18 protein-coding genes and 2 pseudogenes are annotated in these 14,969 nt (G+C 71.7%); 11 read left to right on the top strand and 9 right to left on the bottom strand.

Going from position 1 to position 14,969, the window contains the following annotated elements; all coding sequences use genetic code 11:
- Nucleotides 1–485: MarR family winged helix-turn-helix transcriptional regulator (locus tag NBZ85_RS15825; protein ID WP_261562128.1), on the bottom strand; the 485-nt coding region annotated here is incomplete at its 3' end.
- A 118-nt stretch (nucleotides 486–603) separates the two neighbouring features.
- On the opposite strand from NBZ85_RS15825, the gene NBZ85_RS15820 reads away from it, so the two are divergent.
- The 4 genes from NBZ85_RS15820 to NBZ85_RS15805 all read left to right on the top strand — a co-directional run bounded on the left by NBZ85_RS15820 (nucleotide 604) and on the right by NBZ85_RS15805 (nucleotide 4,751).
- Nucleotides 604–1,656 (top strand): MsnO8 family LLM class oxidoreductase, encoded by a 1,053-nt coding sequence (locus NBZ85_RS15820; RefSeq protein WP_261562127.1) that lies wholly within the window; start codon nucleotides 604–606, stop codon nucleotides 1,654–1,656.
- An 82-nt stretch (nucleotides 1,657–1,738) separates the two neighbouring features.
- Nucleotides 1,739–2,848 (top strand): Gfo/Idh/MocA family protein, encoded by a 1,110-nt coding sequence (locus tag NBZ85_RS15815; RefSeq protein ID WP_261562126.1) that lies wholly within the window; start codon nucleotides 1,739–1,741, stop codon nucleotides 2,846–2,848.
- Between the two features lie 315 nt (nucleotides 2,849–3,163).
- The gene (locus NBZ85_RS15810) at nucleotides 3,164–3,856 is read left to right on the top strand and encodes an NADPH-dependent F420 reductase (RefSeq protein WP_261556374.1); all 693 of its coding nucleotides are present in this window, start codon (nucleotides 3,164–3,166) and stop codon (nucleotides 3,854–3,856) included.
- A gap of 226 nt (nucleotides 3,857–4,082) precedes the next feature.
- Nucleotides 4,083–4,751, top strand: a complete 669-nt coding sequence (locus tag NBZ85_RS15805) for a DedA family protein (RefSeq protein WP_261556373.1) — start codon at nucleotides 4,083–4,085, stop codon at nucleotides 4,749–4,751.
- A gap of 42 nt (nucleotides 4,752–4,793) precedes the next feature.
- Here NBZ85_RS15805 and NBZ85_RS15800 read toward each other — a convergent pair whose 3' ends face one another.
- The gene (locus tag NBZ85_RS15800; protein WP_261556372.1) at nucleotides 4,794–5,294 is read right to left on the bottom strand and encodes an SRPBCC family protein; all 501 of its coding nucleotides are present in this window, start codon (nucleotides 5,292–5,294) and stop codon (nucleotides 4,794–4,796) included.
- The gene (locus tag NBZ85_RS15795; RefSeq protein ID WP_261556371.1) at nucleotides 5,291–5,710 is read right to left on the bottom strand and encodes an ArsR/SmtB family transcription factor; all 420 of its coding nucleotides are present in this window, start codon (nucleotides 5,708–5,710) and stop codon (nucleotides 5,291–5,293) included. Before NBZ85_RS15795 ends, NBZ85_RS15800 begins: the two co-directional genes overlap by 4 nt.
- 189 nt (nucleotides 5,711–5,899) lie before the next feature.
- On the opposite strand from NBZ85_RS15795, the gene NBZ85_RS15790 reads away from it, so the two are divergent.
- Complete coding sequence (locus NBZ85_RS15790; protein ID WP_261562125.1) at nucleotides 5,900–6,034, top strand: hypothetical protein; 135 nt, start codon at nucleotides 5,900–5,902, stop codon at nucleotides 6,032–6,034.
- An 84-nt stretch (nucleotides 6,035–6,118) separates the two neighbouring features.
- Nucleotides 6,119–6,592 carry a nuclear transport factor 2 family protein gene (locus tag NBZ85_RS15785; protein ID WP_261562124.1) on the top strand — a complete coding sequence of 158 codons (474 nt, stop codon included), beginning with the start codon at nucleotides 6,119–6,121 and terminating at the stop codon, nucleotides 6,590–6,592.
- A 509-nt stretch (nucleotides 6,593–7,101) separates the two neighbouring features.
- On the opposite strand, the gene NBZ85_RS15780 is transcribed toward NBZ85_RS15785, so the two are convergent.
- Together NBZ85_RS15780 and NBZ85_RS15775 are read right to left on the bottom strand one after the other, a co-directional pair.
- On the bottom strand, nucleotides 7,102–7,704 hold the full coding sequence (locus NBZ85_RS15780; RefSeq protein WP_261556366.1) for a DoxX family protein: 603 nt from the start codon (nucleotides 7,702–7,704) through the stop codon (nucleotides 7,102–7,104).
- 159 nt (nucleotides 7,705–7,863) lie between these two features.
- Nucleotides 7,864–8,691, bottom strand: coding sequence for an SDR family NAD(P)-dependent oxidoreductase (locus tag NBZ85_RS15775; protein ID WP_261556365.1), 828 nt, complete (start codon nucleotides 8,689–8,691; stop codon nucleotides 7,864–7,866).
- 232 nt (nucleotides 8,692–8,923) lie between these two features.
- Here NBZ85_RS15775 and NBZ85_RS15770 point away from each other — a divergent pair, with 232 nt between their 5' ends.
- Complete coding sequence (locus tag NBZ85_RS15770) at nucleotides 8,924–9,622, top strand: hypothetical protein (protein ID WP_261562123.1); 699 nt, start codon at nucleotides 8,924–8,926, stop codon at nucleotides 9,620–9,622.
- A 177-nt stretch (nucleotides 9,623–9,799) separates the two neighbouring features.
- The gene (locus tag NBZ85_RS15765; protein WP_261556363.1) at nucleotides 9,800–11,044 is read left to right on the top strand and encodes a cytochrome P450; all 1,245 of its coding nucleotides are present in this window, start codon (nucleotides 9,800–9,802) and stop codon (nucleotides 11,042–11,044) included.
- Nucleotides 11,045–11,060: 16 nt separating this feature from the next.
- Here NBZ85_RS15765 and NBZ85_RS15760 read toward each other — a convergent pair whose 3' ends face one another.
- Nucleotides 11,061–11,711: a TetR/AcrR family transcriptional regulator gene (locus NBZ85_RS15760; protein ID WP_261556362.1), complete on the bottom strand. Its 651-nt coding sequence runs from the start codon at nucleotides 11,709–11,711 to the stop codon at nucleotides 11,061–11,063.
- Between the two features lie 113 nt (nucleotides 11,712–11,824).
- Between NBZ85_RS15760 and NBZ85_RS15755 the strand changes: the two genes are divergently transcribed.
- From NBZ85_RS15755 to NBZ85_RS15745, 3 genes and pseudogenes are all read left to right on the top strand, one after another.
- Entirely contained in the window at nucleotides 11,825–12,868 is a 1,044-nt protein-coding gene (locus NBZ85_RS15755; protein WP_261562122.1) for an NADP-dependent oxidoreductase, read from the top strand.
- A 34-nt stretch (nucleotides 12,869–12,902) separates the two neighbouring features.
- A complete protein-coding gene (locus NBZ85_RS15750; protein WP_261562121.1) occupies nucleotides 12,903–13,046 on the top strand; it encodes a hypothetical protein in 144 nt (47 codons plus the stop codon).
- A 4-nt stretch (nucleotides 13,047–13,050) separates the two neighbouring features.
- A pseudogene (locus NBZ85_RS15745) lies at nucleotides 13,051–13,143 on the top strand (HhH-GPD-type base excision DNA repair protein); the annotation flags it as partial.
- A 217-nt stretch (nucleotides 13,144–13,360) separates the two neighbouring features.
- On the opposite strand, the gene NBZ85_RS15740 reads toward NBZ85_RS15745, so the two are convergent.
- The 3 genes and pseudogenes from NBZ85_RS15740 to NBZ85_RS15725 all read right to left on the bottom strand — a co-directional run.
- Nucleotides 13,361–13,630, bottom strand: a complete 270-nt coding sequence (locus NBZ85_RS15740) for a hypothetical protein (protein ID WP_261556360.1) — start codon at nucleotides 13,628–13,630, stop codon at nucleotides 13,361–13,363.
- On the bottom strand, nucleotides 13,623–13,820 hold the full coding sequence (locus NBZ85_RS15735; protein WP_261556359.1) for a hypothetical protein: 198 nt from the start codon (nucleotides 13,818–13,820) through the stop codon (nucleotides 13,623–13,625). Before NBZ85_RS15735 ends, NBZ85_RS15740 begins: the two co-directional genes overlap by 8 nt.
- A gap of 679 nt (nucleotides 13,821–14,499) precedes the next feature.
- Nucleotides 14,500–14,969: pseudogene (locus NBZ85_RS15725) on the bottom strand (hypothetical protein); the annotation flags it as partial.

The following is a 14,969-nucleotide window of genomic DNA, read 5'->3' as shown; positions in this document are numbered from 1 at the left end:
GTCTGGGACTGGGCGTCGATGCGTCGCCGCGTGGTGGAGAGCCGGTCGGCGATCAGCTCGAGGACCTCGGCGGCGATGCCGACGTGGGTAGGGTCCAGCTCGGCGATGGCCGTACCGAGCAGGTCGCGGCGGGCGGCGTGGACGCTGTCGAGTGCGTGCCGGCCGCGATCGGTGATGTGGATGAGGTGGACGCGGGCGTCGCGGGGCTCGCGCTGCCGGTCGATCAGGCCGTCGCGTTCGAGCCGTTTGATCCGCGGGGTGACCGAGGAGACGTCGACGCCGTGGCAGGCGGCGACCGCGGAGACGGGCATGGGGCCGTGCCCGTCGAGGTACTCCAGCAGCGCCCACGAGGCGGCGGGCAGATCGAAGCCGGACCGCCGTGCGAGATCGTCGACGGTGGCGCGATCGGCGAGGATCCGCGCCACGTTCGCGAGGGCCCGCTCGAGGGCGGCAAGGGCGGTCGGCGTCGTGGGCGCGGGGTCCATCGGTCCACGGTAGAGACGTTCGACGCGAGACCACAAGTTGGGACCAACCAACTATCGGCTACGGTGGACCGGTGACTATCGCCGCCTTTGCCGAAGACGACGCCGTCGGGGGCCGCCGGTGAGGCTGTCCATCGTGGAGCTGGGTACCGTCGCGCCGGGCACGGACGAGCGGCAGGCGCTCGTCGACGCGGTCGAGACGGCCCGGCACGCCGAGGCCTGGGGCTTCCACCGGGTCTGGTTCGCCGAGCACCACCTGAGCCGGTCCGGCGCGTCGCACCACCCGGAGCTACTGATCGCGGCCGCCGGCGCGCGGACGTCGACGATCCGGATCGGGTCCGGGACGGTGCTGATGAACCATTACAGCCCGTTCAAGGTTGCCGAGATGTTCGCCCAGCTCGAGGCGATGTACCCGGGCCGGGTCGACCTGGGCATGGGACGGGCGACCGCCGGGCCGGTCATCGACATGGCATTGCGGCGCGACCGCAGGGCGCCGGCGCAGGACGACCACGCCCAGCAGGTCGCCGAGACGCTGGCCTGGCTGTACGACGCGTTCCCGGCCGAGCATCCGTTCGCCGGCAACCCGCTGATCCCGTCGGTGCCCGGGGTGCCGCAGACCTGGCTGCTCGGGTCGAGCCCGTCCGGGTCGAACCTCGCCGCCGGGCTCGGCATCGGGTACGCCTTCGCCGGCTTCATCAACCCGGCGGGCGCGGCGGCGGCGCTGCGGCACTACCGCGAGCAGTTCCGTCCCCAGGGGTTCGGACCGGCCGAGCCGCGGTCGATCCTGGCGGTGAACGTCACCGTCGCCGAGACCGAGGCGCAGGCGCGGCGGCTGGTCGGCTCGGCGAAGGGCTTCTACGCCCGGCTGCGCCGCCATGGCGGCAACGCGGTGCTGCCGAGCGCCGACGAGGCCGCCGCGGAGCTCACCGACGCCGAGCAGGAACAGCCGACCCGGATCGTCGACGGGCAGTGGCCGCAGTTCGTCGCCGGCGACGTCGCCGGGGTTCGGGCGACGCTGGAGCGGATGCTCGCGGAGAGCCGGGCCGACGAGCTGATGGTGCAGAATCTCATCGCCGACCCCGCCGACCGGCGCCGCTCCCACGAGCTGCTGGCCGCCATGTTCGACCTGCGGCCTGCCACGGGCGTCGCGCCGGCGGTGCGCACCCCGACCTGAACCGCGCTCCGACCTGGGCGATGCTCCGACCTGGGCGATGCTTCAGCCCGACCGAGACTCCGACCGAGAAGAGGACATGCAGATGACAGCGGACCCCGATCGCACGGTGGGCGTCGGCATCGTCGGCCTGAGCGCGAACGGCGGCTGGGCGGCCCGTGCGCACCTGCCCGCGCTGGCCGCCGTCGACGGCTTCACGCTGCGGGCGGTCGCCGCCAGCAGCCCGCAGTCGGCGCGCGCCGCCGCCGACGCCCATGGCGTGCCCGCGGCCAGCGGGAGCGTCGAGGAGCTGGCCGGGCGCGACGACGTCGACCTGGTCGTCGTCTCGGTGAAGGTGCCGCGCCACCGCGAGCTCGTCCTGCCGGCACTGGCGGCGGGCAAGGCGGTGCTGTGCGAGTGGCCGCTGGCCAATGGCCTGGACGAGGTTCGGGAACTGGTCGAGGCCGCCGCGAACGTCCGGTCGTTCGTGTGCCTGCAGGGGCGGTTCGCCCCCGCGGTGCGTTACCTGCGCGACCTGGTGGCCGACGGGTACGTGGGGGAGGTGCTGTCGACGACGCTGGTGGGCAACGGCGGCGTGTGGGGACCGGTCATCCACTCCGGCGGGGAATACCTGCTCGACCGGGACCTGGGTGCCACCATGCTGACGATCCCGTTCGGTCACACCGCCGACGCCGTCACCAGCGTGCTGGGGGAGTTCGCCGAGGTGGCCGCCACCACCGCGACGCGGCGGCCCCAGGTCCGCAACGCCGAGACCGGCGAGTCCGTCCCGATGACCGCCGAGGACCAGATCGCTGTCTCCGGGACCCTCGTCGGCGGGGCCGTCGCGAGCATTCACCTGCGCGGCGGGACGCCCCGCGGCACCGGCTTCCTGTGGGAGATCAACGGCACCGACGGCGACCTGCAGATCACCTCGTCTACCGGCAGCCTCAGCGCCGGCCAGATCACCATCCTCGGCTCCCAGGGCGGCGAGCCGCTGGCCGAGCTGACCACGCCGGCGTCCTATGACGCCTTCCCCGCCCTGGCCGGGCATCCGGCCGCCGCCGTTGCCGTCGCCTACGCCCAGATCGGCCGCGACCTCGCCGAGGGCACCACGGTGGCGCCCGACTTCACCCACGCGCTGCGCCGCCACCAGCTCCTCGACGCCGTGTCCCGCTCCGCCGCCACCGGCAGGCGCGTCCAGGTGCCCGAGAAGTGAGTCGCCGCGTGGACAGGCCGGCGGTGCCTCGGCCGGGTGCGCGGGTGGCGGCGCCCGGCCCCCGCCGACCGCTGTGTGGTTCCTCCCCGACGGACCGACGGTCAAGATCTCGATGATCGGTACTCGCCAGAAGCTGGCGAACCTGCGGCGCACCCCGGTGGCGACCCCGAGCGGATCACGGCCGTGCTTCATCCGCGCCGCGTCGTCGTCCGCGGCTGAGGTGCTCGACCCCGACGCGGATGACCGTGCGCGGCGGGGCGGGTTGGAACAGTTCGCCGGTCGGCAAGGTTGGAGACGGCGCGTGGCGAGGCGCCGGTGCCTGGCCCAGGCTGTCGAGGAGTGCGGACGATGAAGATCGGAATCATCGGGGCGGGTCAGATCGGCGGGACGCTGACGCGGCGGCTGAGCGAGCTCGGCCACGAGGTGCGGGTGGCGAACTCGCGCGACCCGCAGACCCTGGCGGAGCTCGCGGCGCAGAGCGGGGCCACGGCCGTCTGGGCGGCCGACGCCGCCGAGGGCGCCGACGTGGTGATCATCAGCATCCCGCAGAAGAACGTTCCGAACCTGCCCGCGGGCCTGCTCAAGGGGGCGAAGCCGGGGGCGCCGGTGATCGAGACGAACAACTACTACCCCCAGCAGCGCGACGGCCGCATCGACGCCATCGAGGCCGGCACCCCGGACAGCGTCTGGGTCGGCGAGCAGATCGGCGCGCCGGTGATCAAGGTGTTCAACGGGATCTTCTGGAAGCACCTGCTGGAGCGCGGCCGGCCCGTCGGCACCGAGGGTCGCATCGCGCTGCCGATCGCGGGCGCGGACGGCCCCGGCAAGAAGCTGGTGTTCGACCTGGTCGAGCAGCTGGGCTTCGACGCGGTCGACGGCGGCCCGCTGGCGGACTCCTGGCGTCAGCAGCCCGGCACCCCGGTCTACGGCGCGGACCTCGACATCGCCGGCACCGTCAAGGCCCTGGCGGCCGCCTCCCCCGACCGCCCGGCGGACTTCCGCGCCTGACGGCCCGCCCCGGGGCAGCTTCGCGGCCCGGCCGACAGCGGCCTGCTGGTGGGGCCACGACCTGATTCGATATGTCGAGACCGGGCACCTGAGCCACGTCCCGAGCTGCCGCCTGCCGAGGGAGCGCCGTGCACCGAACGTGTCGCCGCCCAGCTGATGTCGACCGCCCGGCGGGCGGGCTGAGCCGCCCGATCCGTATCCGTCCTGCCGCACCGGGCCGCCGACGATGAGTTCGGCGGTCGCGGTCGCGGCCGGTGGCGGAGTCATGCACCATCTGCTCGTCCTGCACGGCGCGGCCGCCTACGCCCTGGTCGGGGGGCTCGCGTTCGCCGAGGCCGCGATCTTCGTCGGGTTCGTGCTGCCGGGCGAGACCGCCGTCGTGCTGGGCGGCGTCCTGGCCAGCCAGCATGCGGTCAGCCTGGTCGGCATGGCCGCCGTCGTGGTCGTCGCCGCGATCGCCGGCGACTCCGTGGGTTATGAGGTCGGCCGGCACTTCGGGCAACGGATCCTGAACCTGCGCCCGCTGCGCCACCGCCGCGCGGAGATCGACCGGGCCCGCGCCTACCTGCGGACCCGCGGCGGGAAGGCGGTGTTCCTCGGCCGGTTCACCGCGTTCCTACGTGCGGTCATGCCGGGCCTGGCGGGCCTGTCCCACCTGCCCTACCGGCGTTTCCTCGCCTTCAACGCCGCCGGCGGCCTGCTCTGGGGCGTCGGGTTCACCCTGCTCGGGTACGCCGCCGGCGCCTCCTATGCCAAGGTCGAGAAGGCCGCCGGCTGGGCCTCCACCGGCCTGCTCGTGGTCGTCGTCGCCGTGCTCGTCGGCGTGCATCTGCGTCGTCGCCGGCACCGCGCCGATCCGGCGGACCAGCCGCCACCTCCGGCGCCGGAGACCTGAGCGGCCCGCCGCGGCGCCACCCGCGTACCGCACTTACGTGTCTCAGTCGGCCGTGGGCTCGGCGAGCAGGGCCTCGATCTGGCCCAGCGCCGCGCTCATGCCCTCGACCATGCCCATGGCGACCATCTGTTCCATCGCCTCGGTCGAGGGGAAGTTGCTCTCGATCGTCATCACGGTGGCGGCCTCGCCGTCCGCGGTGAGCTGCACGCGGACGGTCGTGGTGGGCAGGTCGAGGTTGGGGCGGCCGGCGTCGTCGGCGAAACCGTCCTCGAACTCGAGCCGGTGCGGCGCCTCGGCGGACGTCACGCGCCACCAGCCGTAGTGCTTGTCGCCCTCGGGGCTCGTCATGAAGTACGTGACCGAGCCGCCGGGAGACAGATCGTGGTCGATGACGGTCGCCGGGTAGGTCGGCGGGCCCCACCACCGCTCGAGCTGGCGGGGGTCCTGCCAGATCTGCCAGACTCGCGCCGGCGGCGCGTCGAACCGCGTGCTGATCTTCAGCGTGCGGCCCGCAGGGTCCTGCTGGACGTCGATCACGGTCATGGGGATTCTCCTTGGCTGTGGGGTTCGTGGTCGGTGCCGGCGGGAGTGCTGACCGACTGGGTGCTGGTCGGCGGGGCGGGTTCGGCGAGGATCGCGCCCATCCGTTCGATGCGCCCCCGCCACAGCTGCGCCAGCTGGTCGAGCAGCCGGTGGGCCTCGCGCAGGGCTTCCGGGTTGCCCCGCACGCGCTGCTCCCTGCCATGGCGGTGCTTGGTGACCAGCCCGGCGCCCGCCAGCACCGTCACGTGCTTCTGAACGGCCGCGAAACTCATCGGGAACCGACGGGCGAGTTCCGAGACCGACTGCTCACTGGTCAGGGTGAGGGCGACGATCTCGCGCCGGGTCGCGTCGGCCAGGGCGTGGAACAGGCGGTCGGCGTGGGCGGCGCGGCCGGCGGAGTCCGTATATACAACCATCGGGTTGTATGTTAGTCGAGGTGTTGCGGCTGGGCAAGCGCGAATCGGCCGACCATCCCCACCAGCCGGATGACCCGCCCGCCGACGGCAGGCCCGACAGGTCGCCGGCCCGGGCGGGGCGGGGCAGGGGGAGACGTCCGGTTGATACCCGAGGCGGAGAAGGCACGGCATCGGATGGTGGCGATGGTCATGCAACTGTTCGACATCCTCGCCGACATGCAGGAACTCGGCGCTTTCGGCGAGCCGCTCATCTCGCTGCGGCCGTTGCACGACGCACATGCGGGAGTGCGCCATCGCTCCCGACCTGTCGGGGTAAGCACCTGACTGGCGCGGTGCGCGGTGCGCGCGGCCGCGGCAGTTCCGCGCCACGATGGAAACTACGCAACAGCCCGGGAAGGGAGCGATCCGATGTACCACCGTTTTGTCGCGGGAAAGGTCCGCGGGGCGTTCGCCCAGATCAGCGCCGGCAACTGGCAGGCGATGATCGACGCGATGGCGCCCGAGTTCACTTACCGTTTCTACGGTGAGCACGCCCTGTCGGGAGAGCGGCACACCAAGGCGGCCCTCGCCCTGTGGTGGCAGCGCAACTTCCGGCTCATGCCGGATCCGCACTTCGAGGTCAGGGACATCGTGGTTGCCGGGCCCCCGTGGCGCACGCGGGTCGCCACTCTGGTGGAGGTGAGCGCGACGGTGGCCGGCGAGGTCCCCTACCGCAACGTCTTCATGCAGATGATGAAGATGTCGTGGGGCCGCATCACGGACATCAGAACCCTGGAGGACACCGTCGTGTTGCAGCGGGCGCTGAACTCGGCCGCCCAGCACGGCTCGGCCGAGGCGCTGGCCGACCCGATCACCGACGAGCACGCCGCCGCCGCGACGTGACGCCACCACCGGCTACGGCCGGTGGCCGTGCTGCTCACCCACGGGTATGCCGACCACACCTTCTCGGTGGTCCCGGTCTGCGGGGCACACGCCCGGTTCGCTGACTCAGCTGGTCGAGCCCGAGGTGTCGCCGGCCCCGGGCAGGGCCGGCGCAGACCCGACCAAAGCCCGTGGTCACATTCCGGCCTGCCCGCGCTCACGATGGGGCGAGGACCGGACCCCTGGGGATCGACCCCGGTTCCGGGTGGCCTCGAACACTGGAGACGAGTAGTCGATGGATGACGACAGCGAAAGGGCGACCAACCTCCTGGCCGGCGAGGACTCCCCGCGTGGCGCTGACCTCGCCGAGGAGCTCCGGGCCAGCGAACGTCCGTTACACCCGGACCTCGCACCGCGACGATCGCGGCTGGCGTCTGCTCGCGGCGCATGTCAGCTCCGCTTGACCGGCGGGCCGGCAGTGATCGCCGGACTGCCCTCCGGTGGGCCTGCTGGGGGCGGTTCTCGGGCCCTCAGCCGCGGATGAGCAGCACGACGGCGGAGGTCACGCCGCCGAGAGCGACGGCGCCGACGCCGACGTCGAGGCGGTTGTCGCGCAGGACGGGCAACCGGGCGTCGACCGAGAGGCGACCCGGGCCGGTCAGGGCGAGGGACAGGGCGGCCATGGCGAGCAGGATCTCGTACTCGATGCCGTCCGGGACGAAGAAGCCGCCGCCCCAGCGGGTCGCCATGGCGTTGATGAGCGTGCCGAGGAGGGCGGCGGCGGCGAGCGGGGTGAGCAGGCCGAGCGCCAGGCCGATCCCACCGAGGGTCTCGGTGAGCCCGGCGACGACGGCGAAGGCCCGGCCCGCCGGGTAGCCGGCGCTGGTGAAGAACGCCCCGGTGCCGTCGAGGCCGGATCCGCCGAACCAGCCGAACAGCTTGCCGGTGCCGTGGCCGACCATGGTCACGCCGATGGTGAGACGCAGCAGGAGCAGGCCGAGGTCCGACCCGGTCGATGCCGGGCGCCGCCGTGATTCCTCCGCGCGTGCCTTCGCCGCACGTGCGTCGCCTGCTCCGGTGATCGTCTCGTCTCCCGCCCGTCCACGGGCCGCGTGCTGAGCATCCAGTGTCATTGACGCATCGTATATAGGCAATCACTCTACGATGCGTTTGACTCCGGGCCGCGGGCGACCAGCCGGGGGGCCACATCCGGCCGGCGCGGGCCGGCGCAGACTCCGGGGTTCCTCGGGGTTGGCCCCACCGGCTGCCGGGCGGGGACTTACGCCGCGGTCCTACCAGGCCGGGTGCAGTTCGCGGGCTCGGCAGAGGTCCTGGGCCTCGATCGTCGTGCCGAGCAGGGGTTCGGCGTCGGGGCTTTCCAGCAGCCAGCGCACGGTCGCGCCGATCGCCGACGGGGGAGCGGCCCCGACGATCTCACGGCCGTAGTCGCGCACCGTGATCTCGTTGCGTTCGGTGGCGACATAGCCCGGTTCGACATTGAAGGCGCGCAGCCCGCGCCCGGCGTACTCGGTGTGCAGGACCCCGATCAGCGGGTTGCCGGAGGCCTTGCCGACGGCGTAGGCCAGTCCCCAGCCGCCCTGCCCGGCCGGGGCGGGCGGGACGAGCCACGCGGCGCCGGAGGTGATGGTGACGATGGCCCCGCCGCCGCGGGCGAGCATCGCCGGCAGCAGGGCGCGGGTGAGGATGATCGGGGCAACGCAGTGGGCCTCGAACATCTTCTCGTAGGCCTCCAGCGGCGTGTCGAGGAAGACGTCCATGAGCCCGGGGCCGATGTACCGGCCGTTGTGGACGATGACGTCGACGCCGCCCCAGGTGTCGAGAATGCGTTGCCCGGCCGCCTCGACCGAGCCTCGATCGGTCAGGTCGCACGGCACGATCAGCGCCTTGCGGCCGCGGGCCTCGACCTCGGCGGCGGTCTCGGCCAGGCTGCCGGGTAACGGGCGCGCATCGGAGTGGTGCACCGTCAGGGCGTTGTCGCGGATCTCGCCCGGCTGGACCGTGCGGGCCGAGACGGCCAGGTCGTAGCCGGCCTCGGCCAGGGAAAGGGCGATTGCCTTACCGATGCCTCGGCTCGCACCGGTGACGAAAGCTGTAGCCATGGAACCTCCAGAGCTGGTTTTGATCATTAAGAATCTATCGTCTTGTCGTGATCGCCGTTACTTGTGGCGGGACCCCGGGGCCCTGGACGAGTGAGACCGACCCAAGGGACGGCCTGCCAGGGCCATCCGGGGCCCACGGCACACCCAGCATCCGATCATCGCGGGCTTCCTTGGTGTCACCCATGTCGCCTGCCGCCTAAGGTGAGCCAATTCCGCGGCTCGGGGGGGCGCCATGGGAACATTGTCATTCGTCATTGGATCGGTCGGGCTTGTTGCCGCAACGGCCGGTATCGCCGTCGCCAGATCGGGCGGAGGGCGCCGCCGGGCCGCGGGTGTCACGCTCGCCCTGCCGAGCGCCGTCGTCCTGCTCGGACTGCTCGGCGCCTGCAACGACACCGGGGGCACGGCGGGCGCCGCCGCGCCGGCCGCGGTGATGACGGCCGTCCCGACACCCACGCTGACGGCGTCCGCGACGCCGATCAGCACGCCGGCGGTGGGGGCGGGGGACGCCGCCTCGGTGCCGCCCGCTGCGGTGCCGCCCGTTGAGGTCTCACGGGCCGCCACCGCCACCCGCCGGCCGTCCGCCGCGCCGTCCGCCGTCCGCACGGTCGTCCCGGCCGCCGCTGTGCCGCCGGCACCCGCGCCCGCGCGCACGACCGCCGCGACGGTGGTGGTGGCGCCCGCACCCGTGCGCACGAGCGTGCCGCCGGCGGCGCCCGCGCCCGCGCGGACGACCGCGCCGGCGGCGTCCGGGGGGTGCGATCCGTCGTACCCGGACGTGTGCCTGCGCACCGGCATCGGCGACTACGACTGCGTGGGCGGCAGCGGCAACGGCCCGAACTACGTCCAGGGGCCCGTCCGCGTCCTGCGCCCGGACCCGTTCGGGTTGGACTCCGACGGCGACGGGACGGGCTGCCAGCGCCAGCGCTGAGGCCCGGCGCGGGGCGACACGGAGTGGCATGCCCGCATCCGCGACGCGACTGCTGCCGAGACGCCGACGCGACCGCGGACATCCTTCGCCTGCTGTTCACCTCCGGTGCGAGCTACGCGCCTCACGCTGTGAGAGCGTTTGGTGACCGATCAGGTGGAGTCCGTGAAGGAGATGTGGATGACCACGCTGGACGAGGCGAACACGTCCGAGGGGCGCTTCGCCGAGATCATGTCCGTCCTGGCAGCGTCGCGCCTGCCGGATCCCTATCCCCGTTACCGGGAGATCCGGCAGCTCGGCGCCTTCCTCCCCGGTGACCTCGCCGGCAGCACGGTCACCCTCGTCACCACGCTCGCGGGGGCCACGGCCGTGCTGGCCCATCCGGCGATCGGGCACGGGTACCGGGACGGCGTCAGCTACCGCGGTGACGCCGAGGACGGGCTGGGGTCGCTGCTGCGCGCCGACCCGCCCGACCATGCCCGCCTGCGCCGCCTGGTGGGAAAGGCGTTCACCCCCGCGGTGATCGCCGACCTGGTCCCGGAGCTCACCGCCCTGCTCGACGAGCTGCTTGACACCGCGATCGACCGCGGCGAGGTCGACGCGGTCGAGGCCCTCGCCCGCCCCCTGCCCCTGCGGATGATGTGCCGGCTGCTCGGGGTTCCCGCCGAGGACGAGCAGGAGTTCGGCGGATGGGCGGACGCGCTGGCCCGGGGGCTCGACCCGCCGGCCCTGATGACCCCCGCGGAGAAGACCGCCCGGCAGCGGGCGACGGTGGCGTTCGACGAGTACTTCCGCGCGCTGATCGCCCGCCGTCGCGGCGCGCCACGCGAGGACCTGCTCAGCCGGCTCGTCGCCATCCACGACGACGGTGACGTGCTCTCCGAGCGCGAGCTGCTCGAACTGTGCACCCTGCTGCTCGTCGCCGGGTACGAGACGACCGTCAACCTCATCAGCGGCGGCATCCTGGCGCTGCTCGGCAATCCCGACCAGCTCGCCGCCCTGCGCGCCGATCCCGCGCTGGTCGGGCCGGCGGTGGAGGAGATGCTCCGCTACGACCCACCGGTGCAGTTCATCGCCCGTACCGTGCTGGCCGACGCCGAGATCGGCGGGCACGCGTTCACCGGCGGCGACGGGGTGCTCATGATCATCGGTGCGGCCAATCGGGATCCCGAGGCGTTCGACCAGCCCGACCGCTTCCTTGCCGGCCGCTACGCCGGAGCCGGCCGGACGCCGCGCCACCTCGGGTTCGGCGCCGGCATCCACTACTGCCTCGGCGCTCCGCTCGCCCGGATCGAGGCGGAGCTCGCCCTGCGCGGACTGCTGCGCCGCACCCGGTCGTTCACGCTGGCCGAACAGGCCGTCGCCTACCGGGATCAGATCGTCATCCGCGGCGTGCGGACACTGCCGCTGCGGCTGTTCGCCTGAGTCAACGAGGTCGCGCTCACCCGTGCGGCATGCCGTCGTTCCTGTCCGTGGGACGGGGCCGGGTCGACGCCGGACGGGGCAGGGGGGCTGCCGTTGTCGACAGGAGGCCGTCGGCTATGACGGCCAGGTAGCGACGCCACAGCTCGGGAACGGTGCGCGCGAGTGGCGCGGCAGCCTGGTAGGCGCCGCGCAGGAGCAGGATGACGTCCTGCCCGGTCACGTCGTCCCGTATCCCGCCCTGCCGCCGGGCCCGTTCGGTGAGCGCCTCAGCGGTGCCGAACAGGCGGTCCGTGGCGGCCTGAATCCCCGGATCGCCGACGCCGATGCTGACGCCGGCTTCGCAGACGGAACGGTCGCGTGACTGCACCTCGACTCCGAGTGTCATGAACTCCAGCAGGGCCGAGGTCGGGTCGACCGCGTCCAGCAGCGCGGTCCCGGCTGCCGAGAGGCGGTCGAGCTGGTCACAGACGATCGCCGCGATCAGCTCGTCCTTGTTGGCGAAGTGGCGGAACACGGTGCCCTTGCCTAGACCGGCCCGCCGCGCGATCTCGGCTATCGAGACCTCTGTGCCGTACTCGGCGAACGTCGCCGCGGCGGTGTCGAGCAGCAATCGTCGATTGCGCGCCGCGTCGGCCCGCAGCCGACGGGGCTGAGTCTCGGCCGTCATGCTCACCCGCTCCCGATCTCTGCCGGGAGTCTATCAACCTGACCGCTCGGTCCGGTTGTAGGCTGTCGTGGTCCAACCTGACCACCGGGTCCGCTTGCCTCGACGAGCGGCCGATGACGACGAGGCGAGGTCTGGCGATGAAGGCGACGATGCGCGCGGTGGTCGCGGAGGACTACGGGCCGCCAGAAACACTGGAGGTCGGGGAAATACCCGTTCCCAGGCCGGGCCCCGGGCAGGTTCAGGTACGGGTACGGGCATCGGCGATCAATCCGGGTGAGCTCCGGATGCTGGTGGGAGGACTACGTGCCGTGGCTCCGCTGAGCTTCCCGCATGTCGTCGGCGGCGATTTCGCCGGCACCGTGACCGAACTCGGCAGTGAGGTGACCCGGTTCGCCGTCGGCGACGAGATCTTCGGCCTGGGACTTCCTCGGAGTGTGATCGGCCTGGCGACGCAAGTGGCCTCGCCGCCCTCGCTGACGACGGGCACGCTGGCCGAGTACGCGGTCTTCGAGGCTGACACGCCGGGCCTCGAACACCGGCCGGTCGGCCTGCGGGCGGATCATGCATCGACGCTGGCCACAGTCGGCCTGACGGCCTTGCCCTTGCTCCGCGCCGGCGAATTCCACCGTGGGGATGTCGTTCTCGTGATCGGCGCCACCGGAGGTGTCGGTGGCGCCGTGCTACCCCTCCTCGCCGCGGCCGGTGTGCACGTCATCGCCACCGCGAGCGCCATCGACGACGGCTACGTGCGTGGCCTGGGCGCAGGCGAAACCGTCGATCACCATACCGGCGGCACGGTCGACGAAGTGCTGCGCCGTTATCCCCGGGGAGTGGACGCCGTCATCAATCTCGCGCTCCCCGGTGATGCTCTCGCCGACGTGGCACGCGTGATCCGGGCCGGTGGCCGGCTGCTCAACATCGTCTTCCCGTTCCATGATCCAGCCTTGTTCGATGGCAAAGATCTCGCAGTCGAGACCGTCTTCACCGCCGCGCGTCCGGGCGACCTGGACATACTGGCGCAACGAGCGTTGGAGGGAGCTCTGCCGGTGACGATCAGCCGGCGATATGGGCTCGCGGACGGTGCGCGGGCCTGTGTCGATCTCCTGCGTGAGCACACCCGCGGCAAGCTGGTCGTCGTCTGCGGCGAGGACGCATAGAGCCAGGAGTTCGGCGAATGCTCGAGTGGCGCCGGTGGCGTGGCTCTGTGTCGGTGGCGACGCGCGGCTCGTCGCGGCGGACCTGGCGACCCTCGCCCTGGACGCGCTGCTCGGGCTCGTGCCAGGAATTTCCCACGACCACCACGCTGGGCGCCCGGGGCGCGGTCGGCTACGGTGATGTCGTGGGACTGCACCTGAGTCAGATCGACGAGGCCGACGAACTGCTGACCAGCGACCCGTTGGCGCTGCTGCTGATCGGGATGGTGCTGGACCAGTAAATCGGACAAACAAGGTGCAAATATCAACGGAGTGTGGTCGTTCGGCCACTAGCCCTACCGCTCAGTTGTCGACATCGTGGGCCCCGAGTCCCGCATCAAGGTTCGGGACTACAAGAAGGCGATAAAGGCGGCGGCGAAGGCGTCTGTCAGCTGACTGGCTGAGGCTGTCAGGGCATCGAAGTTGGCCGTGTGGCGGCAGTGACTCCCGTGCCTGTCAGGTATCCAGCCACACATGCTGGATGCTGATGATCTCCTGGCCCTCATGCGCGGTAACTGTGTACCAGATGGTCACGCCGTCAGACGGCAGGTGGAGTTCGTAGGACCCCGGCAACGGATCATCTATCGGGAACGGGTCCGCGAGGGTCGGAACGGGTTCCTCGAGGAGGCGGAAGACCGTGTGTTGGACCACCCAGCGTAATGCCTGTGGCAGGGCGTCGATCTCTTGCCAGGACGTCCCTGGGAAACGTACGAGGCGATCACTCACCGATTCCCCATGCCTCGGCGAGCTGGCTGCGGGAGAAGGTCGGAGCATCATCGCCGGGACCGGTGTCGGCTTGGACACGCGCCTTGGCCACCGCCCGGCCAATCTCGCGCCGCAGGCGCCGCACCTCGGCTCGCAGCGACTCCAGTTCCGCCCGGGGGATGGTGACCAACTCGGATGCCTCGACGCTCACGATCGACTCCCTCGGCTCGACGCTGCCTCTCAAGTCTAGCCAATCCGAAGATCGCATGATCGCGGGCGAGTGTTGTCGATCTATCTATGGTCGTGGGGTCGCGGCGCCAACGACCGCGGCGGCGACACTGTGCCGGGTCGGGCGCGTGCTACCGCAGGCCCGTGGCGGGCATGGTCCACATTGCCCTTGGCGGCCTTCGCGCAGGTTCGGTCGCTGAAGGTGGCTACGGAGATAAATTGATCTTCGTCGAACCTGCCGGCTCCGTCTTTCCGGGATCGGCTGGGACCAGCAGATCCCGCTGGAGCGGGTGTTCGCGGCCCCGTTGGAGCTGACCCGTCGTCTCGGGCGTTCGTTGGACGCGGTGGATCTGGCGAGGACTGATCCGGACGACCTGACTGCGATCTTCCCTGTTCAGTCTGCGTTGCACCGTTTCCCGGCGGCGATGGCGCAGTGGACCCAGAAGCTCTGCCAGATCATCGCTGGGCAAGCAGATCGGCGTCGATTTCCCGGGCTGGCGGGAGGTCACCACTCCGTTCGGTGAGGCCGGGAGCAACCTCTCGGTGGCCGACATCGCCGATCGGTCAGGCCGCGACAAGGCTCGCGAGGACAAGAAGCAGATGACGGCCGTCACCCAGACTGTCGGGCGTCGGGCGTCGGGAGGCCGCCGGGCGTGGAGAGGCTAGCGGGCGTCGAGGAACTGGAGGCGGCTGTTTGCGCGCAACGCGAAGATGCCGATGCAGTCCGCCTGGCCGGTGGCGGGCAGCCAGGCGTCACCCAGGTGGCTCGACACGGAAACGCTGCGGCCCGACGCAATGGTGGTCTGCGCGATCCGGTTTCCCGCGGCGTCGAGGTAGTAGAGCTGGATGAGCTGGGAGCTGCGGTTTTCCACCACGAGTTGTACCGGGGCCTGGAAAAGGGACCGGATGTGGCCCTCCGACGAACATGGATACTGGCTCGCCCCGGCGAAGGTGTAACGCAGCGGGCTGGGGCCGGCCGGTGCCGTCGCCACGGGCGGCCGGTACGACGAGGCCGGCGTGCCACCAGCGAGGACATACGACCCCGGTGAACTGGTCCGCACGGGGTAGGTGGGGGACGGAACCGAACCGACGGCTACTCCGGGTGGAGAGGAAACGGGGGCGGAGATGGGCG

The organism is Frankia tisae, assembly GCF_025403405.1.
Classification (GTDB): Bacteria; Actinomycetota; Actinomycetes; order Frankiales; family Frankiaceae; genus Frankia; species Frankia tisai.
The sequence above is the reverse complement of the archived record's forward strand: the minus strand, read 5'-3'. Positions and strand labels throughout refer to the sequence as shown.

Coding starts and splice junctions, on each gene's coding strand:
- NBZ85_RS15815 (WP_261562126.1), top strand. CDS start 1,739: ATGACAGCGGACCCCGATCGCACGGTGGGCGTCGGCATCGTCGGCCTG.
- NBZ85_RS15805 (WP_261556373.1), top strand. CDS start 4,083: ATGAGTTCGGCGGTCGCGGTCGCGGCCGGTGGCGGAGTCATGCACCAT.
- NBZ85_RS15800 (WP_261556372.1), bottom strand. CDS start 5,294: ATGACCGTGATCGACGTCCAGCAGGACCCTGCGGGCCGCACGCTGAAG.
- NBZ85_RS15795 (WP_261556371.1), bottom strand. CDS start 5,710: ATGGTTGTATATACGGACTCCGCCGGCCGCGCCGCCCACGCCGACCGC.
- NBZ85_RS15790 (WP_261562125.1), top strand. CDS start 5,900: ATGCAACTGTTCGACATCCTCGCCGACATGCAGGAACTCGGCGCTTTC.
- NBZ85_RS15785 (WP_261562124.1), top strand. CDS start 6,119: ATGTACCACCGTTTTGTCGCGGGAAAGGTCCGCGGGGCGTTCGCCCAG.
- NBZ85_RS15780 (WP_261556366.1), bottom strand. CDS start 7,704: ATGACACTGGATGCTCAGCACGCGGCCCGTGGACGGGCGGGAGACGAG.
- NBZ85_RS15775 (WP_261556365.1), bottom strand. CDS start 8,691: ATGGCTACAGCTTTCGTCACCGGTGCGAGCCGAGGCATCGGTAAGGCA.
- NBZ85_RS15770 (WP_261562123.1), top strand. CDS start 8,924: ATGGGAACATTGTCATTCGTCATTGGATCGGTCGGGCTTGTTGCCGCA.
- NBZ85_RS15765 (WP_261556363.1), top strand. CDS start 9,800: ATGACCACGCTGGACGAGGCGAACACGTCCGAGGGGCGCTTCGCCGAG.
- NBZ85_RS15760 (WP_261556362.1), bottom strand. CDS start 11,711: ATGACGGCCGAGACTCAGCCCCGTCGGCTGCGGGCCGACGCGGCGCGC.
- NBZ85_RS15755 (WP_261562122.1), top strand. CDS start 11,825: ATGACGACGAGGCGAGGTCTGGCGATGAAGGCGACGATGCGCGCGGTG.